This window comes from Pseudomonas sp. Lb2C2 (assembly GCF_052112205.1).
Classification (GTDB): Bacteria; Pseudomonadota; Gammaproteobacteria; order Pseudomonadales; family Pseudomonadaceae; genus Aquipseudomonas; species Aquipseudomonas kilonensis.
On record NZ_JAUTYW010000004.1, the window covers coordinates 445,729 to 463,805 of the forward strand.

At 56.4% G+C, this 18,077-nt stretch carries 16 protein-coding genes; 5 read left to right on the forward strand and 11 right to left on the reverse strand.

Annotated elements, in window-relative coordinates; translation table 11 throughout:
* Positions 1-10: 10 nt before the first annotated feature.
* From Q7F16_RS14005 to Q7F16_RS14020, 4 genes are all read right to left on the reverse strand, one after another.
* Positions 11-1,252, reverse strand: a complete 1,242-nt coding sequence (locus Q7F16_RS14005; RefSeq protein WP_409556354.1) for an FAD-dependent oxidoreductase — start codon at positions 1,250-1,252, stop codon at positions 11-13.
* Positions 1,234-2,139: a bifunctional methylenetetrahydrofolate dehydrogenase/methenyltetrahydrofolate cyclohydrolase FolD gene (gene folD / locus Q7F16_RS14010; protein ID WP_409556355.1), complete on the reverse strand. Its 906-nt coding sequence runs from the start codon at positions 2,137-2,139 to the stop codon at positions 1,234-1,236. Before folD ends, Q7F16_RS14005 begins: the two co-directional genes overlap by 19 nt.
* Positions 2,136-3,002 (reverse strand): formyltetrahydrofolate deformylase, encoded by an 867-nt coding sequence (purU, locus tag Q7F16_RS14015; protein ID WP_409556356.1) that lies wholly within the window; start codon positions 3,000-3,002, stop codon positions 2,136-2,138. Before purU ends, folD begins: the two co-directional genes overlap by 4 nt.
* A 303-nt stretch (positions 3,003-3,305) precedes the next feature.
* Complete coding sequence (locus Q7F16_RS14020; protein WP_409556357.1) at positions 3,306-3,911, reverse strand: helix-turn-helix domain-containing protein; 606 nt, start codon at positions 3,909-3,911, stop codon at positions 3,306-3,308.
* Positions 3,912-4,146: 235 nt separating this feature from the next.
* Here Q7F16_RS14020 and glnT point away from each other — a divergent pair, with 235 nt between their 5' ends.
* The 5 genes from glnT (at position 4,147) to Q7F16_RS14045 (ending at position 10,001) form a co-directional block, all read left to right on the forward strand.
* Entirely contained in the window at positions 4,147-5,481 is a 1,335-nt protein-coding gene (glnT, locus tag Q7F16_RS14025) for a type III glutamate--ammonia ligase (RefSeq protein WP_409556358.1), read from the forward strand.
* A 72-nt stretch (positions 5,482-5,553) separates the two neighbouring features.
* A complete protein-coding gene (locus tag Q7F16_RS14030; protein WP_409556385.1) occupies positions 5,554-6,459 on the forward strand; it encodes a class II glutamine amidotransferase in 906 nt (301 codons plus the stop codon).
* 11 nt (positions 6,460-6,470) lie between these two features.
* Positions 6,471-7,154 carry a protein glxC gene (locus Q7F16_RS14035; RefSeq protein ID WP_409556359.1) on the forward strand — a complete coding sequence of 228 codons (684 nt, stop codon included), beginning with the start codon at positions 6,471-6,473 and terminating at the stop codon, positions 7,152-7,154.
* Positions 7,155-7,169: 15 nt separating this feature from the next.
* Positions 7,170-8,495 (forward strand): FMN-binding glutamate synthase family protein, encoded by a 1,326-nt coding sequence (locus tag Q7F16_RS14040; RefSeq protein WP_409556360.1) that lies wholly within the window; start codon positions 7,170-7,172, stop codon positions 8,493-8,495.
* Positions 8,496-8,672: 177 nt separating this feature from the next.
* Positions 8,673-10,001, forward strand: coding sequence for an ammonium transporter (locus Q7F16_RS14045; RefSeq protein WP_409556361.1), 1,329 nt, complete (start codon positions 8,673-8,675; stop codon positions 9,999-10,001).
* Between the two features lie 392 nt (positions 10,002-10,393).
* On the opposite strand, the gene Q7F16_RS14050 is transcribed toward Q7F16_RS14045, so the two are convergent.
* The 7 genes from Q7F16_RS14050 to Q7F16_RS14080 form a co-directional block, all read right to left on the reverse strand.
* The gene (locus Q7F16_RS14050; RefSeq protein WP_409556362.1) at positions 10,394-11,845 is read right to left on the reverse strand and encodes a tyrosine-type recombinase/integrase; all 1,452 of its coding nucleotides are present in this window, start codon (positions 11,843-11,845) and stop codon (positions 10,394-10,396) included.
* A 375-nt stretch (positions 11,846-12,220) separates the two neighbouring features.
* On the reverse strand, positions 12,221-13,135 hold the full coding sequence (locus Q7F16_RS14055; RefSeq protein WP_003442195.1) for a transporter substrate-binding domain-containing protein: 915 nt from the start codon (positions 13,133-13,135) through the stop codon (positions 12,221-12,223).
* Positions 13,136-13,230: 95 nt separating this feature from the next.
* The gene (locus tag Q7F16_RS14060) at positions 13,231-14,622 is read right to left on the reverse strand and encodes an aldehyde dehydrogenase family protein (RefSeq protein ID WP_003442198.1); all 1,392 of its coding nucleotides are present in this window, start codon (positions 14,620-14,622) and stop codon (positions 13,231-13,233) included.
* 61 nt (positions 14,623-14,683) lie between these two features.
* Positions 14,684-15,499: an HpcH/HpaI aldolase/citrate lyase family protein gene (locus Q7F16_RS14065; protein WP_003442201.1), complete on the reverse strand. Its 816-nt coding sequence runs from the start codon at positions 15,497-15,499 to the stop codon at positions 14,684-14,686.
* Positions 15,496-16,341: an FAS1-like dehydratase domain-containing protein gene (locus tag Q7F16_RS14070; RefSeq protein WP_003442203.1), complete on the reverse strand. Its 846-nt coding sequence runs from the start codon at positions 16,339-16,341 to the stop codon at positions 15,496-15,498. Before Q7F16_RS14070 ends, Q7F16_RS14065 begins: the two co-directional genes overlap by 4 nt.
* A gap of 25 nt (positions 16,342-16,366) precedes the next feature.
* The gene (locus Q7F16_RS14075; RefSeq protein ID WP_409556363.1) at positions 16,367-17,296 is read right to left on the reverse strand and encodes an electron transfer flavoprotein subunit alpha/FixB family protein; all 930 of its coding nucleotides are present in this window, start codon (positions 17,294-17,296) and stop codon (positions 16,367-16,369) included.
* A complete protein-coding gene (locus tag Q7F16_RS14080; RefSeq protein WP_048381771.1) occupies positions 17,297-18,046 on the reverse strand; it encodes an electron transfer flavoprotein subunit beta/FixA family protein in 750 nt (249 codons plus the stop codon).
* Positions 18,047-18,077: the final 31 nt, after the last annotated feature.

Here is an 18,077-nt window from a genome sequence, read left to right on the forward strand (position 1 = left end):
TCGCTCTCCGTCAGTGGCTGGCCGCTGTCGCGCCCATTTCGTTGACTTGCTGGAAGGTGGAAAACCGCTCCAGACCAAACGGTTTTATCAGCTCCGGCACCTTGCCGCCGCTGGCGACTAGCTCGGCCATGGTCTTGCCGCAAATTGGTGTGGCCTTAAAGCCCCAAGTACCCCAGCCAGCATCGAGGTAGTAATTTTTCACCGGCGACAGGCCCATGATCGGGCTGTAGTCTGGGGTCATATCTGTTATCCCGGCCCATTGGCGCATCAACTTGGCATTGGCCAGAAATGGGAACATCTCGATAGCATGAGCTAGCAGGCTTTCTTTCAAATCCAGCGTCGAGCGTGTGTTGAACAGCGGGTAGGGATCGGAGCCGCCGCCGAACACCACTTCGCCACGACTGGTCTGTTGTACGTAGCAATGCAGGGCAGAAGAGCTCACGAGTGGGTCGAGGAAGGGCTTGAACGGTTGGGTGACCATGGCTTGCAGAGGGAATGTCTGAATAGGTGAGCGAATGCCTGCCTTTTTCATCAACTGTGAACTCATGCCCGCCACCGCCTGCACCGCACAGCCGCACTTGATGGTGCCGCGATTGGTTTTCACCGCAGTGATGGCTCCGTTCTCAATGACCAGTTCCTGCACTTCGGTGAGCTGATGAATCTCGACGCCACGCTTGGCCGCCTGTTTGGCGTATCCCCAGGCCACGGCGTCGTGTCGCGCAGTAGCGCCGTCGATGTGCCAGAGACCAGCGATCACGGGTAAGTGACCCGGATCGAGATTGAGGGTCGGTACCAGTTCACGAATTTGCTGGCGATCGATCATCTCGGTGCGACCACCGAAGTGTTTGTTGACCTCGGCGCGCTGACGGAACGAGCGGACGGTGGCATCGGTGTGCGCCAGGGTCAGTTGGCCGCGATGGGAGTACATGATGTTGAAGTCGAATTCGTTGGACAGGCTTTCGAACATCCGCACCGACTCGGCGTAGAAACGCACGCCTTCGCTGGTCAGGTAGTTGGAGCGGATCACTGCGGTATTGCGGGCTGTGTTGCCGCCGCCCAGATAGCCCTTTTCCAGCACCGCAATGTTTGTGATGCCGTGGTACTTCGACAGGTAGTAGGCGGTGGCGAGGCCATGACCGCCACCGCCGATGATCACCACGTCATAGGAGGACTTGAGCTCTTTCGGCGCAGGCAGATCCACCTCGACGGGATACTCCGAGCTGAGTCCGTATTTCAGGAGATTGAAAGGCATGCGGCCTCCGAGGAGCTGGGTTGTACATGGGCTTGCTGTTCGGCAGCAGTCACCGTGTTTTTCATCAAAAACGCGATGGTCATCGGGCCGACTCCACCAGGCACTGGGGTAATGGCCGAAACTTGGGGCAGGGCGCTGTCGAAATCGACATCGCCCACTAGACGGCTGAGGCCATCCTCATCGATGCGATTGATACCGACGTCGATGACCACCGCGCCAATCTTGAGCCAGCTAGCATCAATCATCCGTGGGCGGCCAACAGCGGCGACCACGATGTCGGCCTGACGGCATAGGGCCTTGGCGTTCACGCTGCGTGAATGCAGTATGGTGACCGAGCAATGAGCCTTGAGCAGGAGGGCGGCCATGGGTTTTCCGACAATGTTGGAGCGACCGATGACCACTGCGTGCTTGCCGCTCAGGTCTCCGCAGGCATCTTCCAGTAACTGCATGCAGCCACTGGGGGTGCAAGGCGTCAGAACGTTGCGACCCTGGCTTAGGCCGCCGACGTTTTCGCTGTGGAAGCCGTCCACATCCTTGCCCGGAGCGATGGCCTGTAAAGCTCGGGTTTCTTCGATGTGCGAGGGTAACGGTAACTGCAAAAGGATACCGTTGACGCTCTCGTCATCGTTCAACTGGGCGATGAGCTTGAGCAACTGCACCTGGGTTGTGTCGGCACTCAGGCGGTATTCAAGCGAGCGGATGCCGGCTTCTTCTGCGCGCAGAATTTTGTTGCGAACGTAGACCTGGCTGGCCGGATCCTGGCCCACCAGAATCACCGCCAACGCAGGTTCGATGCCATCGGCTTTAAGGCGTTGCACATCGGCTTTGACCAGGGTCAAAACACGATTGGCGGCCGCTTTGCCATCGATGAGTTTGGAAGTGTTCATCGGAAAATCACCGTTCTGTCCTTGTTAAGGAATACCCGGTGTTCCAGGTGGTATTTCACCGCCTTGGACAGCGCCACGGTTTCGGTGTCGCGCCCAATGGCTACTAGATCCTCTGGCAGATAGGCATGATCAACGCGCTGTACCTCTTGCTCGATGATCGGGCCTTCGTCCAGATCGCTGGTAACGTAGTGAGCGGTGGCGCCGATCAATTTGACGCCACGTTCATAAGCCTGGTGGTATGGCTTTGCGCCCTTGAACCCGGGCAGAAACGAGTGGTGAATGTTGATGGCCTTACCTGAGATCTGCTTGCAGAGATCGTCGGAAAGGATCTGCATGTAACGGGCGAGTACCACCAGATCAGTGCCGGTTTCGTCGACCACCTTCATCAGCGCGGCTTCTTGTTGAGCCTTGGTCTCCTTGGTCACCGGTAGGTAGATGAAGCGAATGCCTTCACGCTCGGCCATTGGGCGCAGGTCGAGGTGGTTGGAGACGATGGCGGTGATGTTCATGTCCATCTCGCCTTTGTGGTAGCGATACAGGAGATCGGTGAGGCAGTGGTCGAATTTGCTGACCATCAGCAGCACGCGCATAGGCTCTCGTGTGTCATGCAGTTCCCACTGCATATCAAAACCCTTGGCGACGTCATCGAAACCGGCCTTTAACTGCGCGATGTCACCGACGTGACCATCGTTGAAACGGAACACCGCACGCATGAAGAACTTGCCGCTGAATTCATCGTCGAACTGCGCCATTTCACCGATGTAGCAAGCGTTGCCTGCAAGGTATGAGGTGATCGCCGCAACGATGCCGGAGGTCGCCGGACAGCTGATTTTGAGAATGAAATGGTTCTTTTCGTGTTGCATCACATGTCCTCAGAGAAATGGCGGCAGCTGAAAGCTGATCGAAATTCAGGGGTGAAAAATGTTTTCTGATATGAATAAAAATTCCCGATGGGAATTATTTATTCCTGTGGCGGATTTATAGGTGAAAGAATCCTTCGGGTCCAGAGTTATCTGGAAACTTTTTTGCCTGTAAGGAATATTTTGCTTTGTTACTGTCTGGCGGCCGAGGCGGCCCACGCCCGCGATTCGGTTGTGGATACGCCTGGGTGGTGGTGGGAGATCAGCGTTGTAAGCGCTTTCTTGCGGGTTTGTCAGCGGGTCAGATTACTCCGCTTGCGACCCATAATTCATGATCGACAGCAGTTTAATCGGAACCCTCACCAGTTCTTCCGGGCCGTGAGGGATGTCACCGTCGAAGGTCAGGCTGTCTCCCGCCTCCATGTGATACAGCTTATTGCCATGGCGATACACGAGTTCGCCTTCCAGCAGGTGCAGGAACTCGGTGCCGGGATGAGAGAAGGTCGGGAACTCTTCGCTGGCGTCGTCCATGGTGACCATGTACGCCTCGAAGCTTTTCTTCGGCCCACGTGTGTGGTTGAGCAGATGATAGGTGTGGCCTTTCTCTGTTCCCCGACGCACCACCTCCAGCCCTTCATCACGCTTGACCAGCAGGGCGCTGCTACCTGGCTGGTCGTATTGGCTGAATAGCTTGGACATTGGCATACCCAGCACATCGCACAGACGACTCAGGTTATCGAGGCTGGTCGATACCTGGGCGTTTTCGATCTTGCTCAACATGCCCTGGCTGATACCGGCGATCCGTGCGACGTCTGAGAGTTTCAGATCCTGAGCCTGCCGCTGCCGTTTGATCTCAATGCCCAAATACTGCTCAAGCTTCAATTTCGGCTGTGTTTCGGTTGGCATATTCATTACTCGTGCACTGTTTCCGCTCAATAAAAAATATTTCGCACTGGGAATGTGCGAAATGCAGAGCTCGGTGTAAGGTGTCCGAGCCAATATTCCTCTAGAGAAATGAATATTCCCATATAAACAGAAGAAAATCTCCCAACAAAGGAGAAATGATCTTGATTCCCGACTTTGGCAAGCAGCTTGCATTCCTATTGGGAAATTAAGTTTCCCCATCGGAATATGGAGCAGAGACAAAATGTTACCAGCAGAGACCCAGCGTCTGATTGAAAAGCACGGTATCAAGTATGTGCTTGCGCAGTTCGTGGATATCCATGGTTCCGCCAAAACGAAGTCGGTACCTATCTCAGGCCTGCCGATGGTTGCAGAAGCTGGTGCTGGCTTTGCCGGGTTTGCCATCAGTGGCATGGGTATGGAGCCGCATGGCCCAGACTTCATGGCCAAGGGCGATCTGTCAACGCTAACTCCGGTGCCATGGCAACCGGGCTACGGTCGCATTGTCTGCATTGGCCACGTCAATGGCGAACCTTGGCCTTACGACAGTCGCTACGTCCTGCAGCAACAAGTAGAGCGGCTTAAAGTTAAAGGCTGGACGCTTAACACTGGTCTGGAGCCCGAGTTCAACCTGATGCGCCGGGATGCCAATGGCAAGTTGCAGTTGGTCGATGCCAGCGACAACCTGGACAAGCCTTGCTACGACTACAAAGGCCTGTCGCGCTCCAGAGAGTTTCTCGAAAAGCTCACTGAAGCGCTGCAGCCAGTGGGTTTCGACATCTATCAGATCGACCACGAAGATGCCAATGGCCAATTCGAGATCAACTACACCTACAGCGATGCCATGGAGTCGGCTGACCGTTTCACGTTCTTCCGAATGGCCGCCGGTGAGATTGCTAATGATCTGGGCATGATCTGTTCGTTCATGCCGAAGCCTGATCCGAAGCGTGCTGGCAACGGCATGCATTTCCATCTTTCTATTGCCAGCGCTGAGAGCAAAAACCTGTTCTTCGATGCCTCTGACAAGAACGGTATGGGCTTGTCGAAGTTGGCCTATCACTTTGCGGCAGGGTTGCTCGCCCATGGCCCAGCGCTTTGTGCCTTTGCTGCACCAACCGTCAACTCGTACAAGCGTCTGGTAGTCGGAAATTCGCTTTCCGGCGCTACTTGGGCGCCGGCTTTTATCGCCTTCGGCGCCAACAACCGTTCTGCCATGGTTCGTGTGCCTTACGGCCGTCTTGAATTTCGCCTCCCGGACGCTGGCTGTAATCCGTACCTGGTCAGTGCCGCGATCATCGCTGCGGGCCTGGACGGTATCGAACGGCAGTTGATGCCCGATCAGATCTGCAACGAAAACCTTTACAGCTTGGGACTGGAAGCCATTGCGGCGAAGGGCATTAAAACTTTGCCGCAGTCGCTCAAAGAAGCTTGCGATGCGCTTGAAGCTGACCCGCTGTTTGCTGAAGTGATGGGCAAGGAAATTGTCGGCGAGTTTATCAAGCTCAAGCGCATGGAGTGGGTGGAATACAGCCGCCACGTCTCGGACTGGGAAGTGAATCGCTACACCGAATTTTTCTAACCCTCTCGTTTAACCCGTTGTTTCTGATGCCCAGCCAATGGGTTGGGCATCTTCTGCCCAGGAGTTATGAATATGTGTGGAATCGTGGGTCTTTACCTGAAAAATCCTGCGCTGGAGTCCCAGCTCGGCAAGCTCTTTGAGCCAATGCTCGAAGCCATGACCGATCGTGGCCCGGATAGCGCCGGCTTTGCCATCTACGGTGATGAAGTGGGTGACGGTTGGGTCAAGTTGACGTTGCAGGCAACTACCGAAGGTTATGACTTTAAGGCGCTGATTGCAGCTCTGGAAGGCAAGCTCGGTGCGTCGCTGGACTGGTTTCAGAACGCCAGCGCCGTGGTGCTGAAGGTCAAGGCAGAAGAGTCTGTGGTGCGTGCTGCGCTGGGTGAGCTGGCCCCAAGCGTACGCATCATGAGCGCCGGCAAGAGCATCGAAATTCTCAAGGGCATGGGTTTGCCAAAAGAGATCTCCGAACGTTTTGGTTTGGGCAGCATGAAAGGTAGCCACATCATCGGTCACACCCGCATGGCCACCGAAAGCGCTGTAACCATGGAAGGCAGTCACCCGTTCTCCACTGGTGCCGATCTGTGCCTAGTGCACAACGGCTCTCTGTCAAACCACTTCCGCCTGCGTCAGGAATTGCGTCGCGAAGGGATCAACTTCGATACGGAAAACGACACCGAAGTTGCTGCCGGCTACCTGGCCTGGCGTCTGCAGCAGGGCGACTCTTTGAAGACTGCGCTGGACAGCTCGCTGGAAGCACTGGATGGCTTTTTCACCTTCGCCGTAGGCACCCGTAACGGTTTTGCGGTGATCCGAGATCCAATCGCGTGTAAGCCGGCGATCCTCGCCGAGACCGACGACTACGTTGCTATGGCCTCGGAGTACCAAGCGCTGTCGAGCCTGCCAGGTATCGAGAAAGCCAAAGTCTGGGAACCCGTTCCCGCCACCATGTACATCTGGGAACGCGAGTCGGCTTAAGGAGCACGCACATGAAAACTATCGATCTTTCCACTTCCACCGTGCGCGACCTCAACCAGGCGCTGCACGATCAAGTTAAAAATCTCGAAGAGCGAGAGTGGGTGGTGATGCATCCCAACGGTGCTCACAACCTGGCAGTTGGCGTCAACGAAGCGGTGTCCGTGGATATTCAGGGACACGCCGGTTACTACTGCGCCGGTATGAACCAAAAAGCCTCAGTCACCGTGCACGGCAACGTCGGTGTGGGTTGCGCCGAGAACATGATGTCCGGCTACGTACGAGTCAAAGGTAGCGCCTCGCAAGCAGCGGGAGCTACCGCTCATGGCGGCTTGCTGGTGATCGAAGGCGATGCCGGTGCGCGCTGCGGCATCTCCATGAAAGGCATCGATATCGTGGTAGGCGGCAGCATCGGTCACATGAGCTGCTTCATGGGCCAGGCCGGGCGACTGGTTGTCTGCGGAGACGCGGGCGATGCGCTGGGCGACTCACTGTACGAGACCAAAATCTTCGTCAAAGGCAAAGTCGAATCACTGGGTTCGGACTGCATCGAGAAAGAGATGCGCGCCGAGCATATCGAGGAGTTGCAAGAACTACTCAATCGCGCCGGATTCAACGAAAAAGCGTCGGACTTCAAGCGCTACGGTTCGGCCCGTCAGCTGTACAACTTCAAAGTCGATAACGCCTCCGCGTACTGATTCAGGAGCAAGACCATGAGCGATTCCACTACTCCAAAAGCCCCGGTACTGCGCGAGTCGGCCACTTTCGATCGCCTGACCATCCAGGAAATCCAGCGGGCCGCCGAAACCGGCATCTATGACATTCGCGGCGGCGGCACCAAGCGCAAGCTACCGCACTTCGATGACTTGTTGTTGCTGGGTGCGAGCGTTTCCCGTTACCCCTTGGAAGGCTACCGCGAGAAGTGCGGCACCGATGTGATTCTCGGCAATCGATTCGCCAAGAAGCCGATCCACCTCAAGATTCCAGTGACCATCGCGGGCATGAGCTTTGGTGCGCTGTCGGCCAACGCAAAGGAAGCCCTGGGCCGTGGCGCGACCATTGCGGGCACGAGCACCACCACCGGTGACGGCGGCATGACCCCGGAAGAGCGCGGTCAGTCGCAACATCTGGTCTATCAGTACCTGCCTTCGCGTTACGGCATGAACCCGGATGACCTGCGCAAAGCCGATGCCATTGAAATTGTGTTGGGTCAGGGTGCTAAACCGGGTGGAGGCGGCATGCTGCTGGGCATGAAAGTGACCGAGCGTGTCGCGGGCATGCGAACTTTGCCAATCGGCGTCGATCAGCGTTCCGCTTGCCGTCACCCCGACTGGACAGGGCCTGACGACCTGGCGATCAAGATTGCCGAGATCCGTGAAATCACCGATTGGGAAAAACCGATTTACGTGAAGATCGGTGCTAGCCGCCCTTACTACGACGTCAAGTTGGCGGTGAAGGCCGGTGCCGATGTGATCGTGCTCGATGGCATGCAGGGTGGTACTGCGGCAACTCAGGAAGTGTTTATTGAACACGTTGGCATCCCGATTCTGCCAGCCATCCCGCAGGCAGTGCAGGCACTGCAGGAAATGGGCATGCACCGCAAAGTGCAGCTGATCGTCTCCGGCGGTATCCGCAACGGTGCCGACGTGGCCAAGGCCATGGCGCTTGGCGCTGATGCAGTGGCAATCGGCACAGCGGCATTGATCGCCCTCGGCGACAATCATCCGCGCCTCGACGAGGAGCTGAAGAAGATCGGTTCGGCGGCCGGATTCTATGACGATTGGCAGAACGGCCGTGACCCGGCAGGTATCACCACCCAAGACCCGGAACTATCGAAACGGCTCGACCCGGTCGAGGGCGGACGCAGATTGGCCAACTATTTGCGCGTATTGGTGCTTGAAGCACAGACCATGGCGCGCGCCTGCGGTAAATCTCATCTGCATAACCTCGATCCCGAGGATCTGGTGGCATTGACTGTGGAATCGGCAGCGATGGCCCGAGTGCCGCTGGCAGGAACCTCGTGGATTCCAGGTAAGTAGTACTAAGACCCTAACCACCTCTGAGCGCGCTCGCCTGCGATAGGAATTTGTCGCTGGTGAGTGCGCTTTTACAAATGCTTCGACTTCTAGTTACTTCCTCGAAGAGGCCATCAAGGCCCGTCACTTCTACCTCGCTTTCTGCCAGACACTTTTCCATTCATTGCAGGAGCTTCGAAAATGGTAAACCGTCTACTCGGCAAATCCCTTCTTGCATTACTTGCGCTCGGCGCCCTCATTCCTCTGGCCCAGGCTGCCGATGCACCAACGCTTAACACCGGCAGTACCGCTTGGATGGTCACGGCGGCAGTGCTGGTGCTGTTCATGTGTCTCCCGGGCCTTGCGTTGTTTTACGGCGGTCTGGTGCGGGCCAAGAATATGTTGTCACTGTTCACTCAGTGCTTCGGTATCGCTGGACTGGTCGGCGTATTGTGGGTGATCTATGGCTACAGCATGGTGGTCGACACCACCAACATGGTTGAGGGCGAGGTCAGCTTCAATAGTTTCGTCGGTGGCTTGAGTCGTGCGTTTCTGTCAGGCATGACGCCAGAAAGCCTGGTGGGCGAAATCCCCGAGGGTGTGTTCGTGACCTTCCAGATGACCTTCGCGATCATCACTCCGGCACTGATTGCCGGTGCCTTCGCCGAGCGCATGAAATTCTCCGCTGCGCTGCTGTTTATGGCGATATGGTTCACCCTGGTCTACGCGCCCGTGGCGCACATGGTTTGGGGCGGGGCGGGCGCCTTGATGCATAACTGGGGAGTGCTGGACTTCGCTGGCGGCACCGCAGTGCATATCAACGCTGGCGTCGCAGCATTGGCAGCATGCTTGATGCTGGGCAAGCGTAAAGGATACGAAAACTCGCCGATGCCAGCGCATAATCTCAGCCTGACCATGGTCGGTGCAGCAATGCTTTGGGTCGGCTGGTTCGGCTTTAACATCGGCTCTGGTGGCGGGTTAAACGGACTGTCGGGCACCGTCATGCTCAACACTCAACTGGGCGCCTGTGCCGGTATTCTCGGCTGGATGTTCACTGAGTGGTTCAGGGTCGGAAAACCGAGTGCACTAGGTCTGGCAAGCGGTGCCTTGGCCGGCCTAGTCGGCATTACACCCGCGTGTGCGTATGTCGGCGTCGGCGGTGCTCTGGCAATCGGTCTGTTGTGTGGCGTGTTCTGTTACCTGAGTGTCACGGTGCTGAAGAAACGCTTTGGCTATGACGACAGCCTAGATGTGTTTGGCCTGCACGGCATCGGTGGCATGATCGGCGCCGTATTGACCGGTGTATTTTGCGTCCCGTCGCTTGGCGGTCTAGTCGAAGGCGTGACTATGGGTGGCCAAGTGGTCGCGCAAATGAAAGGCGTGTTGTTCACTACGGTTTATTGCTTTGCGGTTAGCTGCATCATTCTGAAGTTGGTCAACGCGGTGATTGGCTTGCGCGCGGATGAGCATGTCGAAGAGATAGGCCTGGACTTGGCCGAGCATAATGAGAGCGCTTACAACTATCTATAATCGTTCGCCGGACTATAGGTGAGTTCAAATCAGTGCCAGTCGTGGCAAGTGGGGTGTCACGGTCGAGCACCTGGAATCGGACCTTGCCTTCGGCCTGAGGAGGTTTGGGTTTGCGTTGCCGTTGTTTTCCCGATCCCGATTTGGCCCAGTGGCCACGGCCAGGGAGAGGGATGCCGGCTTTGCGGCAAGTTTTGGCGACGGCGACGTCGGAAACACCAATGTCGTGGGACAACTTGATCATGGGCATTCGCCATAGTTTTCCGAACAGATCCGCAACGGTGAAGCTGACGAATGTGTGCATGCGGCCTGTCACCTTTGTTCATCGCGAATGTAAGGTCAAAACACCGGTTGTCGCGGATGTTAAACTCCGCGGAGCACAAGGTGTAACCGCCTTATAAGGGAGCCCGCTCTGACGCATCGTTCGCTAGAAAAGACAACATCGACTCGTTTGGTATGTGCTCGTAAGTTGAGGACAGAACGGCACTGAGTCGATCGCCTAACAGGTTCCAGGCGTTTTTCTTCTCGTCGGCATAGTCGTGATGCAAGTAATGGCGTCTCACCCGAGAGCCGGCCAGCACATGATTTTGGCAGCGATCAATGACATCCAGGCTGACTCCCAAGGCCTGCATCATGGTCGCGCCCGTGCGGCGCAGGTCATGCGGTGTCCAGTCACCGTTCTGGCCGTCGGCAAGCACCAGCGTATCGTCGTGACGCCGTCTTGAGAGGGCCTTGCGGTTTTTGAACCGGGCCTGGCGATCGCCGACCTGTTTGCTCACCACTTTCACGTCCACATGCCCATCATCCTGCTTGTTCGGAAAGCACCACAGGGAGTCTCCCGTCAGGGTCTTGAGTTCCTGAAAGAAATGCAAGGCGAAGGAGGAGAGGAAGATATGGTGGTCCTGTTTCTTGCCGCGGGTGCCTTTGACGTTTTCGCTGGGGAGGAACCAGGTTTGCTGGTCCAGATCGACATTTTTCCATTCGGCCTGCAGCAATTCACCAATTCGGCACAGCGTGCCCAGGCTAATCCAGAGCGCGAGCTGCGTTTCCTTCTTTAGCGGACGAATGCCGTCGTATTTTTGGCCCGCGGGGAGGGCGTCGTAATCGGCGGTCATTTGCTGGAAACGGTTGTGCAGTTCCAACAGCTCCGCCGGGGAAAGGATACGGCTTCTTTCCGCCTCGTAGTCGGCGGGGATCAGAGGGGAGATGTCGACCAACTCAGTCGGATCGCCCTCGATCAATAAGTTCCGCCAGGGCTGACGCTTTCTAGCCCAGCTAAACATCTGGGTGAGGTCGGCGAAGAAACTGATGGCTTGCCGGTGAGCGCCGCGGTTGACCACGGTGCGGATCAGCGCCCGAATATCGTGTTCGGAAACATTGTTCACTGCTGTCCTGCCGAGTACTGGCAAAAGGTCCTTGTTAAAGCGTCGTTGCAACTCGGCATTGCCGTCTTTTCGCGCCACGCCATCCAACAGCCAGGCCTTGGCCAGATCCTGGACGGTCAGCGTTTGCACCTTCGTCGTTTTTACTTGTTCGGCCTCGACGTTAGCCGCGGTATAGGCCTGTGCCTTGGCGGTTTTCTTGTGCTCGTTGGGATTGATCTGCTCATCAATGAGCGCACGGGCCTGGTTACGGGCCTTGCGGATGTCGGTCAGGGATTTGCGCGGCCAGGTGCCGCAGGCGTACTCTTTGTTCTGCTCGCCCCAGCGATAGCGATAGAAAAAGCTGACCGACACGCCGTCCTTACGCAGGGAGATTCGGCCGGCGAGATTGCCATCTTCCCGGAGGATGCGGCCGGCATCTTCAGCGGTCAGCGACTCGAGTTCTTTGATGGTGATTTTGGCCATAAAATGGGTTCCCCCTACTTTTACCCCCACAAAAACGTCGGCTCTTGATGGACGTTACTGGACTCTCGTAGAGCAGAACACCGCTGGAGCTCAAGTAAATACTAGCTTAGAAAAATCCACAGTAAAATTTTGGAGTCTTTCAAGAAGTATGAAAAAGGAGATGGGGTGCTAGGGGTCGAGTGTTCGAATCACTCCGTCCCGACCATATAATTCAAGGGGTTGCGAGATTCTATCTCGCGACCCCTTTTTATTTTTAGGTGTTTTTACCCCTACAAAAGCTCTGGCTCTTGGTGGAATCTTCAGCTGATACAAAGGTCATGGCGCGAGGAGAGTGCCTCGCTGTGTCCTGGTCGCTCGAGCAGAAGGGGACGACCGTTAAAGAGCCTTTTCCGGCGCCGGTTGGTCGTTGGGTTGGGCGATGATTGTTTTGAGTTCTGCGCTCATGGGGAATTTGAGATTCAAGCCTTTGGGAGGGATGGGCTGAGTAAACCATTTATCGTAGATGGCGTTGATTTCGCCCGAGACGAAAAGTGACTTGATCGAGTCATCCACGACTTTTTTGAGATCCGGATCACCCCGACGCATGGTGCAACCATAAATTTCGTTGGATTGCGGGGTGCCGGTCACCACCCAATCTTCCGGTTTCTTTGCCTTGGCCATCTCGCCCGCCAGCAATGCATCGTCCTGCATAAACGCAATGGCGCGGCCGGACTCGAGCATTTGGTAAGACTCACCAATGTCTTTGGCAGAGATGACGTTCATGTTCATCTTTTTCTCGGCATTCATGACCTTGAGCATCCGCTCGGCAGTGCTGCCAGCAGTGGTCACTACGTTCTTGCCATTGAGATGGTCAAAGTCTTTGTAGGTCGAATCCTTTCGGACCAACAGTCGGGTGCTGGCTTCGAAGATGCCGACTGAAAATTCGACTTGCTGCGCCCTCTCTGCGGTATTGGTTGTAGAACCGCACTCCAGATCGACAGTACCGTTTTGCACAAGCGGGATGCGCGTTTGTGACGTCACCAGGTTGTACCGTACGTTCAGCTCGGGCATCTCAAGTTCCTGCTTGATAGCGTCGACAATTTTCAATTGGATATCATGGGAGTAGCCAACTGGTTTGCCGGAAGCATCGGCGATGTAGGAGAACGGAATTGAAGAGTCTCGGTGCCCCAGGGTTATGGTCCCCGAGTTCTTGATTTTTTTAAGTGTACCGGTAAGTTCGGCAGCCATCGCTGGCGTGAAGGTTAACGCCGCAGTCAGAGTAGCGCCCAGCATTGCAGGGAAGACTCGCATCAAAAGCTCCTCATAAGGGTGGGGCGAGTCTTTTTCTGACTCGCCCATCTTTGGCTCAGCGGACGTTTTCGCTGGGCTTGGCGACTTGCTTGATGTTAGTGACGGTCCAGCCAGACGGTCTGTGCATTACAGAACTCGCGCACACCGAAATGCGACAGTTCACGGCCAAAACCGCTTTTCTTTACGCCGCCGAAAGTGACGCGTGGGTCGGTTGCGCAATAGCCATTGATGAATACGCCTCCGGTTTCCAGTTCGCCCGCCAGCTTCTGGGCCAGTTCGACATTGCGTGTGTAGATGGTCGAGGCAAGCCCGAACTCACTGTCGTTGGCCAGTTCCAGTGCGTGTGCTGCGTCCCGCGCGGTGATGATCGATGCCACGGGCCCAAACAATTCCTGTTTGAATGAGGTCATCTGGTCGGTGACATCACCAAATACCGTAGGCTCGTAGTAGTTGCCAGGGCCTTCGGCTTTTCTGCCTCCCAACAACAAGGTCGCACCTTCTTCCAGGGTATCCCGGACCTGACGATCCAGTTCATCGCGCAGATCAAAACGGGCCATGGGTCCGATGTAAGTGTCTGTGGCCAGTGGATCGCCAATGACCAACTTGCAGGTGGACTCGACAAACTTGCGGGTAAACTCCTCGACAACGCCTTGCTCGACAATCAGGCGTTTGGCAGCCGCGCAGACTTGTCCGGTGTTTTGATAGCGGCCAATCACAGCGGCTTTGACGGCTTCGTCTAGGTCGGCGTCGTTGAGCACAATGAATGGATCTGAGCCACCCAGTTCCAACACGCACTTCTTCAAGGCTGCACCCGCCTGCGCGCCAATAGCCATGCCAGCTCGAACACTGCCTGTGAGCGTCACTGCTGCGATGCGAGGATCTGCTATCGCAGTTGAGACACCGTCGGGCGTGACATTGATGACTTCGAACACACCATCAGCAAAGCCGGCGCGCTTGAACGCGTCTTGCAGCAGATAGGCGCATCCCATCACGTTCGGCGCATGTTTGAGGACGTAGGTATTGCCGGCAATCAACGCCGGGACGGCGCCGCGCAGCACCTGCCAGACGGGAAAGTTCCACGGCATCACGGCGAGAATCGGGCCCAGTGGGCGATATTCAATTCGTGCCTTTCCGCCCTCAACCTGTGTGGGTTCGGCAGTCAGCATGGCGGGGCCGTGTTTGGCGTACCACTCACAGAGCTGCGCACACTTTTCAATCTCACCGCGCGCCTGAGTGTTGGGTTTGCCCATCTCTTGAGTGATCATCTTCGCCATCGTTTCTGCGTTGTCGCGCAATGCCCTTGCCAAAGCGATGAGTGCTTGCGAACGCATTTCGACGGGTTGGCTACGCCAGGTGTAAAACCCTGTAATCGCACGTGACAGTGACGCCTCCAGTTCCGCTGCGGATTCGAAGGGGTAGTGGCCGATCTGCTCACCATTGGTGGGGTTGATTGAAATGGCATGGGTAAGGCTGGAAACGTTAGTCATGACACCGTCCTGTAGGATGGGAATGGATGCATAGCTTCTAAGCAACAGCGCCGGTGTTGAATCAGATCGCGCGAGCCAAAATGGATTGGGCGCGACCAATGACCGGCGCATCGACCATTTGCCCATCCAGCACGAAAACGCCTTCACCTGAACGAGCGGCTTCGATAATGCGTTGCGCCCAGTGCAATTCTTCTTGGCTTGGTTTTAGCGCCTGATGAATGATCGCGACTTGGGTTGGATGGATACACAGCGCGCCACCAAAGCCCATGTCGCGTGCAAAATGAACAGCACGTAGCAGCCCTGCGGTGTCCTGGATCGACGGAAATACCCCATCCAACGCTGGAGCGAGCGCGGCAACCCGGGTGGCAAGCAAAACGGCGTAGCGCGCATGGCTAAGGATTTCTTCAGCGGCAGGGCTGCCAGTAGACAGGTTCAGGTCCAGACCCAGATCCAGGCTACCAAACGACAAGCGCTCAACGCCTTGAGTGCCGGCAATTTCGTTGAGTGCTGACAAGCCCTTCGCGCTCTCGATGATTGGCCAAATCGGTTTTTCGGTACCGGCAGCTGTGGTGACCTGTTTCGCGCTTTCTGCTTTGGGCAGCAGAATTCCGATAACGCCGGCGTGGCGTCGGCAAAGATCCAGATCTGCAACATGCGCCCAGTGATCTGGGGCATTCACTCGGACCAGAATCCGTGCATCCGAGGCTTCGGTCAGGAACGCGTCGAGATTACCCCTCGCCTGCTCCTTGAGGTTTTCTTGCACGGCATCTTCCAAGTCAACGATGACCCGATCCGCCCCGGTGGCAATAGCTTTTGAGATGCGCTCTGGTCGAGTGGCCGGCACAAACAGGGCGGAGCGAACAATTGATTTGCTCATGGCGTTGCTCCATTGCTGAACTCGATCTCTCCGATCTGTGCTGTGCCGTCCTGATTGCCAGCCCAGACCTGTGCCTTGCCGTTTTCGATTAGACGTCCGCCCACCTCGAAAGGCTGAGGCGAAATCAGAGGTCGTACTCCGCGGAATGCGAAACGCTCCAGGCGCGCAGTTGGATGCGCTTTGGTAAAGGCACGTAAATTCAACGTGGCGATCAATGGACCATGTACCACCAGCCCCGGATAACCTTCGGTCTCTGTCACATACGGCCAGTCATAGTGAATACGATGACCATTGAAGGTCACTGCGGAATAGCGAAACAGCAGGGTTGGAGTGGGCTCTATCCGTTCCTGCCATTGGCCTTCAGGTAGCTTTTCGGTACCGTTCAGTTTGGGCGGGGAAGGTTCACGGTAAACAATGTCCTGATCGTCTTGTAGGGCGCGTTTGCCGTCCTGGAAAAACTCATGGCGTACTGTGACGAACAATAAGGAACCCGTGCGACCGTGCTTCTCCTCGACGTTGAGGATGGTCGATACACAGCTCACTTCAGCATCCACTTTTAATGGCTTGAAAAACTCAATTCGGCTTCCCGCCCACATGCGATTGCGGTTATGGGCCGGCGGCAAAAATCCCCCAAGCGCTGGATGGCCGTCCGGCCCCAGTTCGCTGGCACCCACCGGCTCCTGAAAAAATGCCCAGTGCCACAGGGGCGGCAGCGGCTCACCGGGTTGTGGTGCCGACTCGCCCAATGTCGCGGCAATGCGTCTGACCAGAGTGAAACTGATCCGGTCCTGGCTTTCCTGACGTCGTCCAATCCAGGCGGAAAAATCGGAACTGCTGCTCATATTCTTTGCTCCAATCGGTCAGTGATCAAGCCAGGGTGGCCATTTCTGGAATCGCTTCAAAAAGATCCGCCACCAGGCCGTAATCGGCCACCTGGAAGATCGGCGCTTCTTCGTCCTTGTTGATCGCAACGATCACTTTGGAGTCTTTCATGCCGGCCAGGTGCTGGATCGCGCCGGAGATACCGACCGCGATGTACAGCTGTGGAGCAACGATCTTGCCGGTCTGACCGACCTGCATGTCGTTCGGTACAAAACCTGCGTCGACCGCGGCACGCGAAGCACCGACGGCAGCGCCCAGCTTGTCGGCCAGGGCGTACAGGTGTTTGAAGTTGTCGCCGTTCTGCATGCCGCGGCCGCCGGAAACGACGATCTTGGCAGCGGTCAGTTCCGGACGATCGGACTTGGCCAGTTCTTCGCCGACGAAGCTGGAGATGCCAGCGTCGTGAGCAGCAGCAACCGCTTCAACAGCAGCCGAACCACCTTCAGCGGCAACCGGGTCGAAACCGGTGGCACGCACGGTGATCACTTTCACTGCAGCGCTCGATTGAACGGTAGCGATGGCGTTACCCGCGTAGATCGGACGCTTGAAAGTGTCGGCGCTTTCTACCGAGATGATCTCGGAGATCTGGTCAACGTCCAGTGCAGCGGCAACGCGCGGCAGGATGTTTTTGCCGTTGGAAGTGGCGGCAGCCAGGATGTGGCTGTAGCCATTGCCCAACTCTGCGACCAGAGGAGCGACGTTTTCCGGTAGTTGGTGAGCGTAGGCAGCGTTATCAGCGACCAATACTTTGCTCACGCCAGCCACTTGCGCAGCGGCTTCAGCCACGGCGCAAGCGCCCTGGCCTGCAACCAGAACGTGGATGTCACCGCCAATCTTGGCAGCGGCAGCAACGGTGTTCAGTGTGGCCGGGGCCAGCACTTTGTTGTCGTGTTCAGCAATAACCAAGATAGTCATTTAGATTACCTTCGCTTCGTTTTTCAGTTTCTCGACCAGTTCAGCCACCGACTTGACCTTGATACCCGCGCTGCGTGCAGCAGGCGCTTCGACTTTCAGAGTCTTGTTGGTGGAGGCGGTGGAAACGCCCAAAGCGTCCGGAGTCAGCACTTCGAGAGGCTTCTTCTTGGCTTTCATGATGTTTGGCAGGGACGCGTAGCGCGGCTCGTTCAAACGCAGGTCGGTGGTGACGATGGCCGGCAGTTTCAAGGAAACTGTCTGCGCGCCGCCGTCGATTTCGCGGGTTACAGCAACGCTGTCGCCGCTGATTTCGACTTTCGAAGCGAATGTGCCCTGACCGTAACCGCTCAATGCAGCGAGCATCTGGCCAGTCTGGTTGTTGTCGCTGTCGATGGCTTGTTTGCCAAGGATCACCAGTTGAGGCTGTTCCTTGTCGACAACCGCTTTCAACAGTTTGGCAACGGCCAGGGAAGTCAGATCTTCGGCGGATTCGACGAGGATGGCGCGGTCGGCACCCAGAGCCAGCGCGGTGCGCAGTTGCTCTTGAGCGGTGGACGGGCCGATGGAGACGACAACGATTTCGGTCGCAACACCCTTTTCTTTCAGGCGTACGGCTTCTTCCACTGCGATTTCGCAGAACGGGTTCATCGACATCTTGACGTTGGCAAGATCGACACCGGAATTGTCCGCTTTGACGCGAACTTTCACGTTGTAGTCGACCACTCGTTTCACAGCTACCAGGATCTTCATTGGGCAGTGTTCTCTCAAAAACTTTGATCGT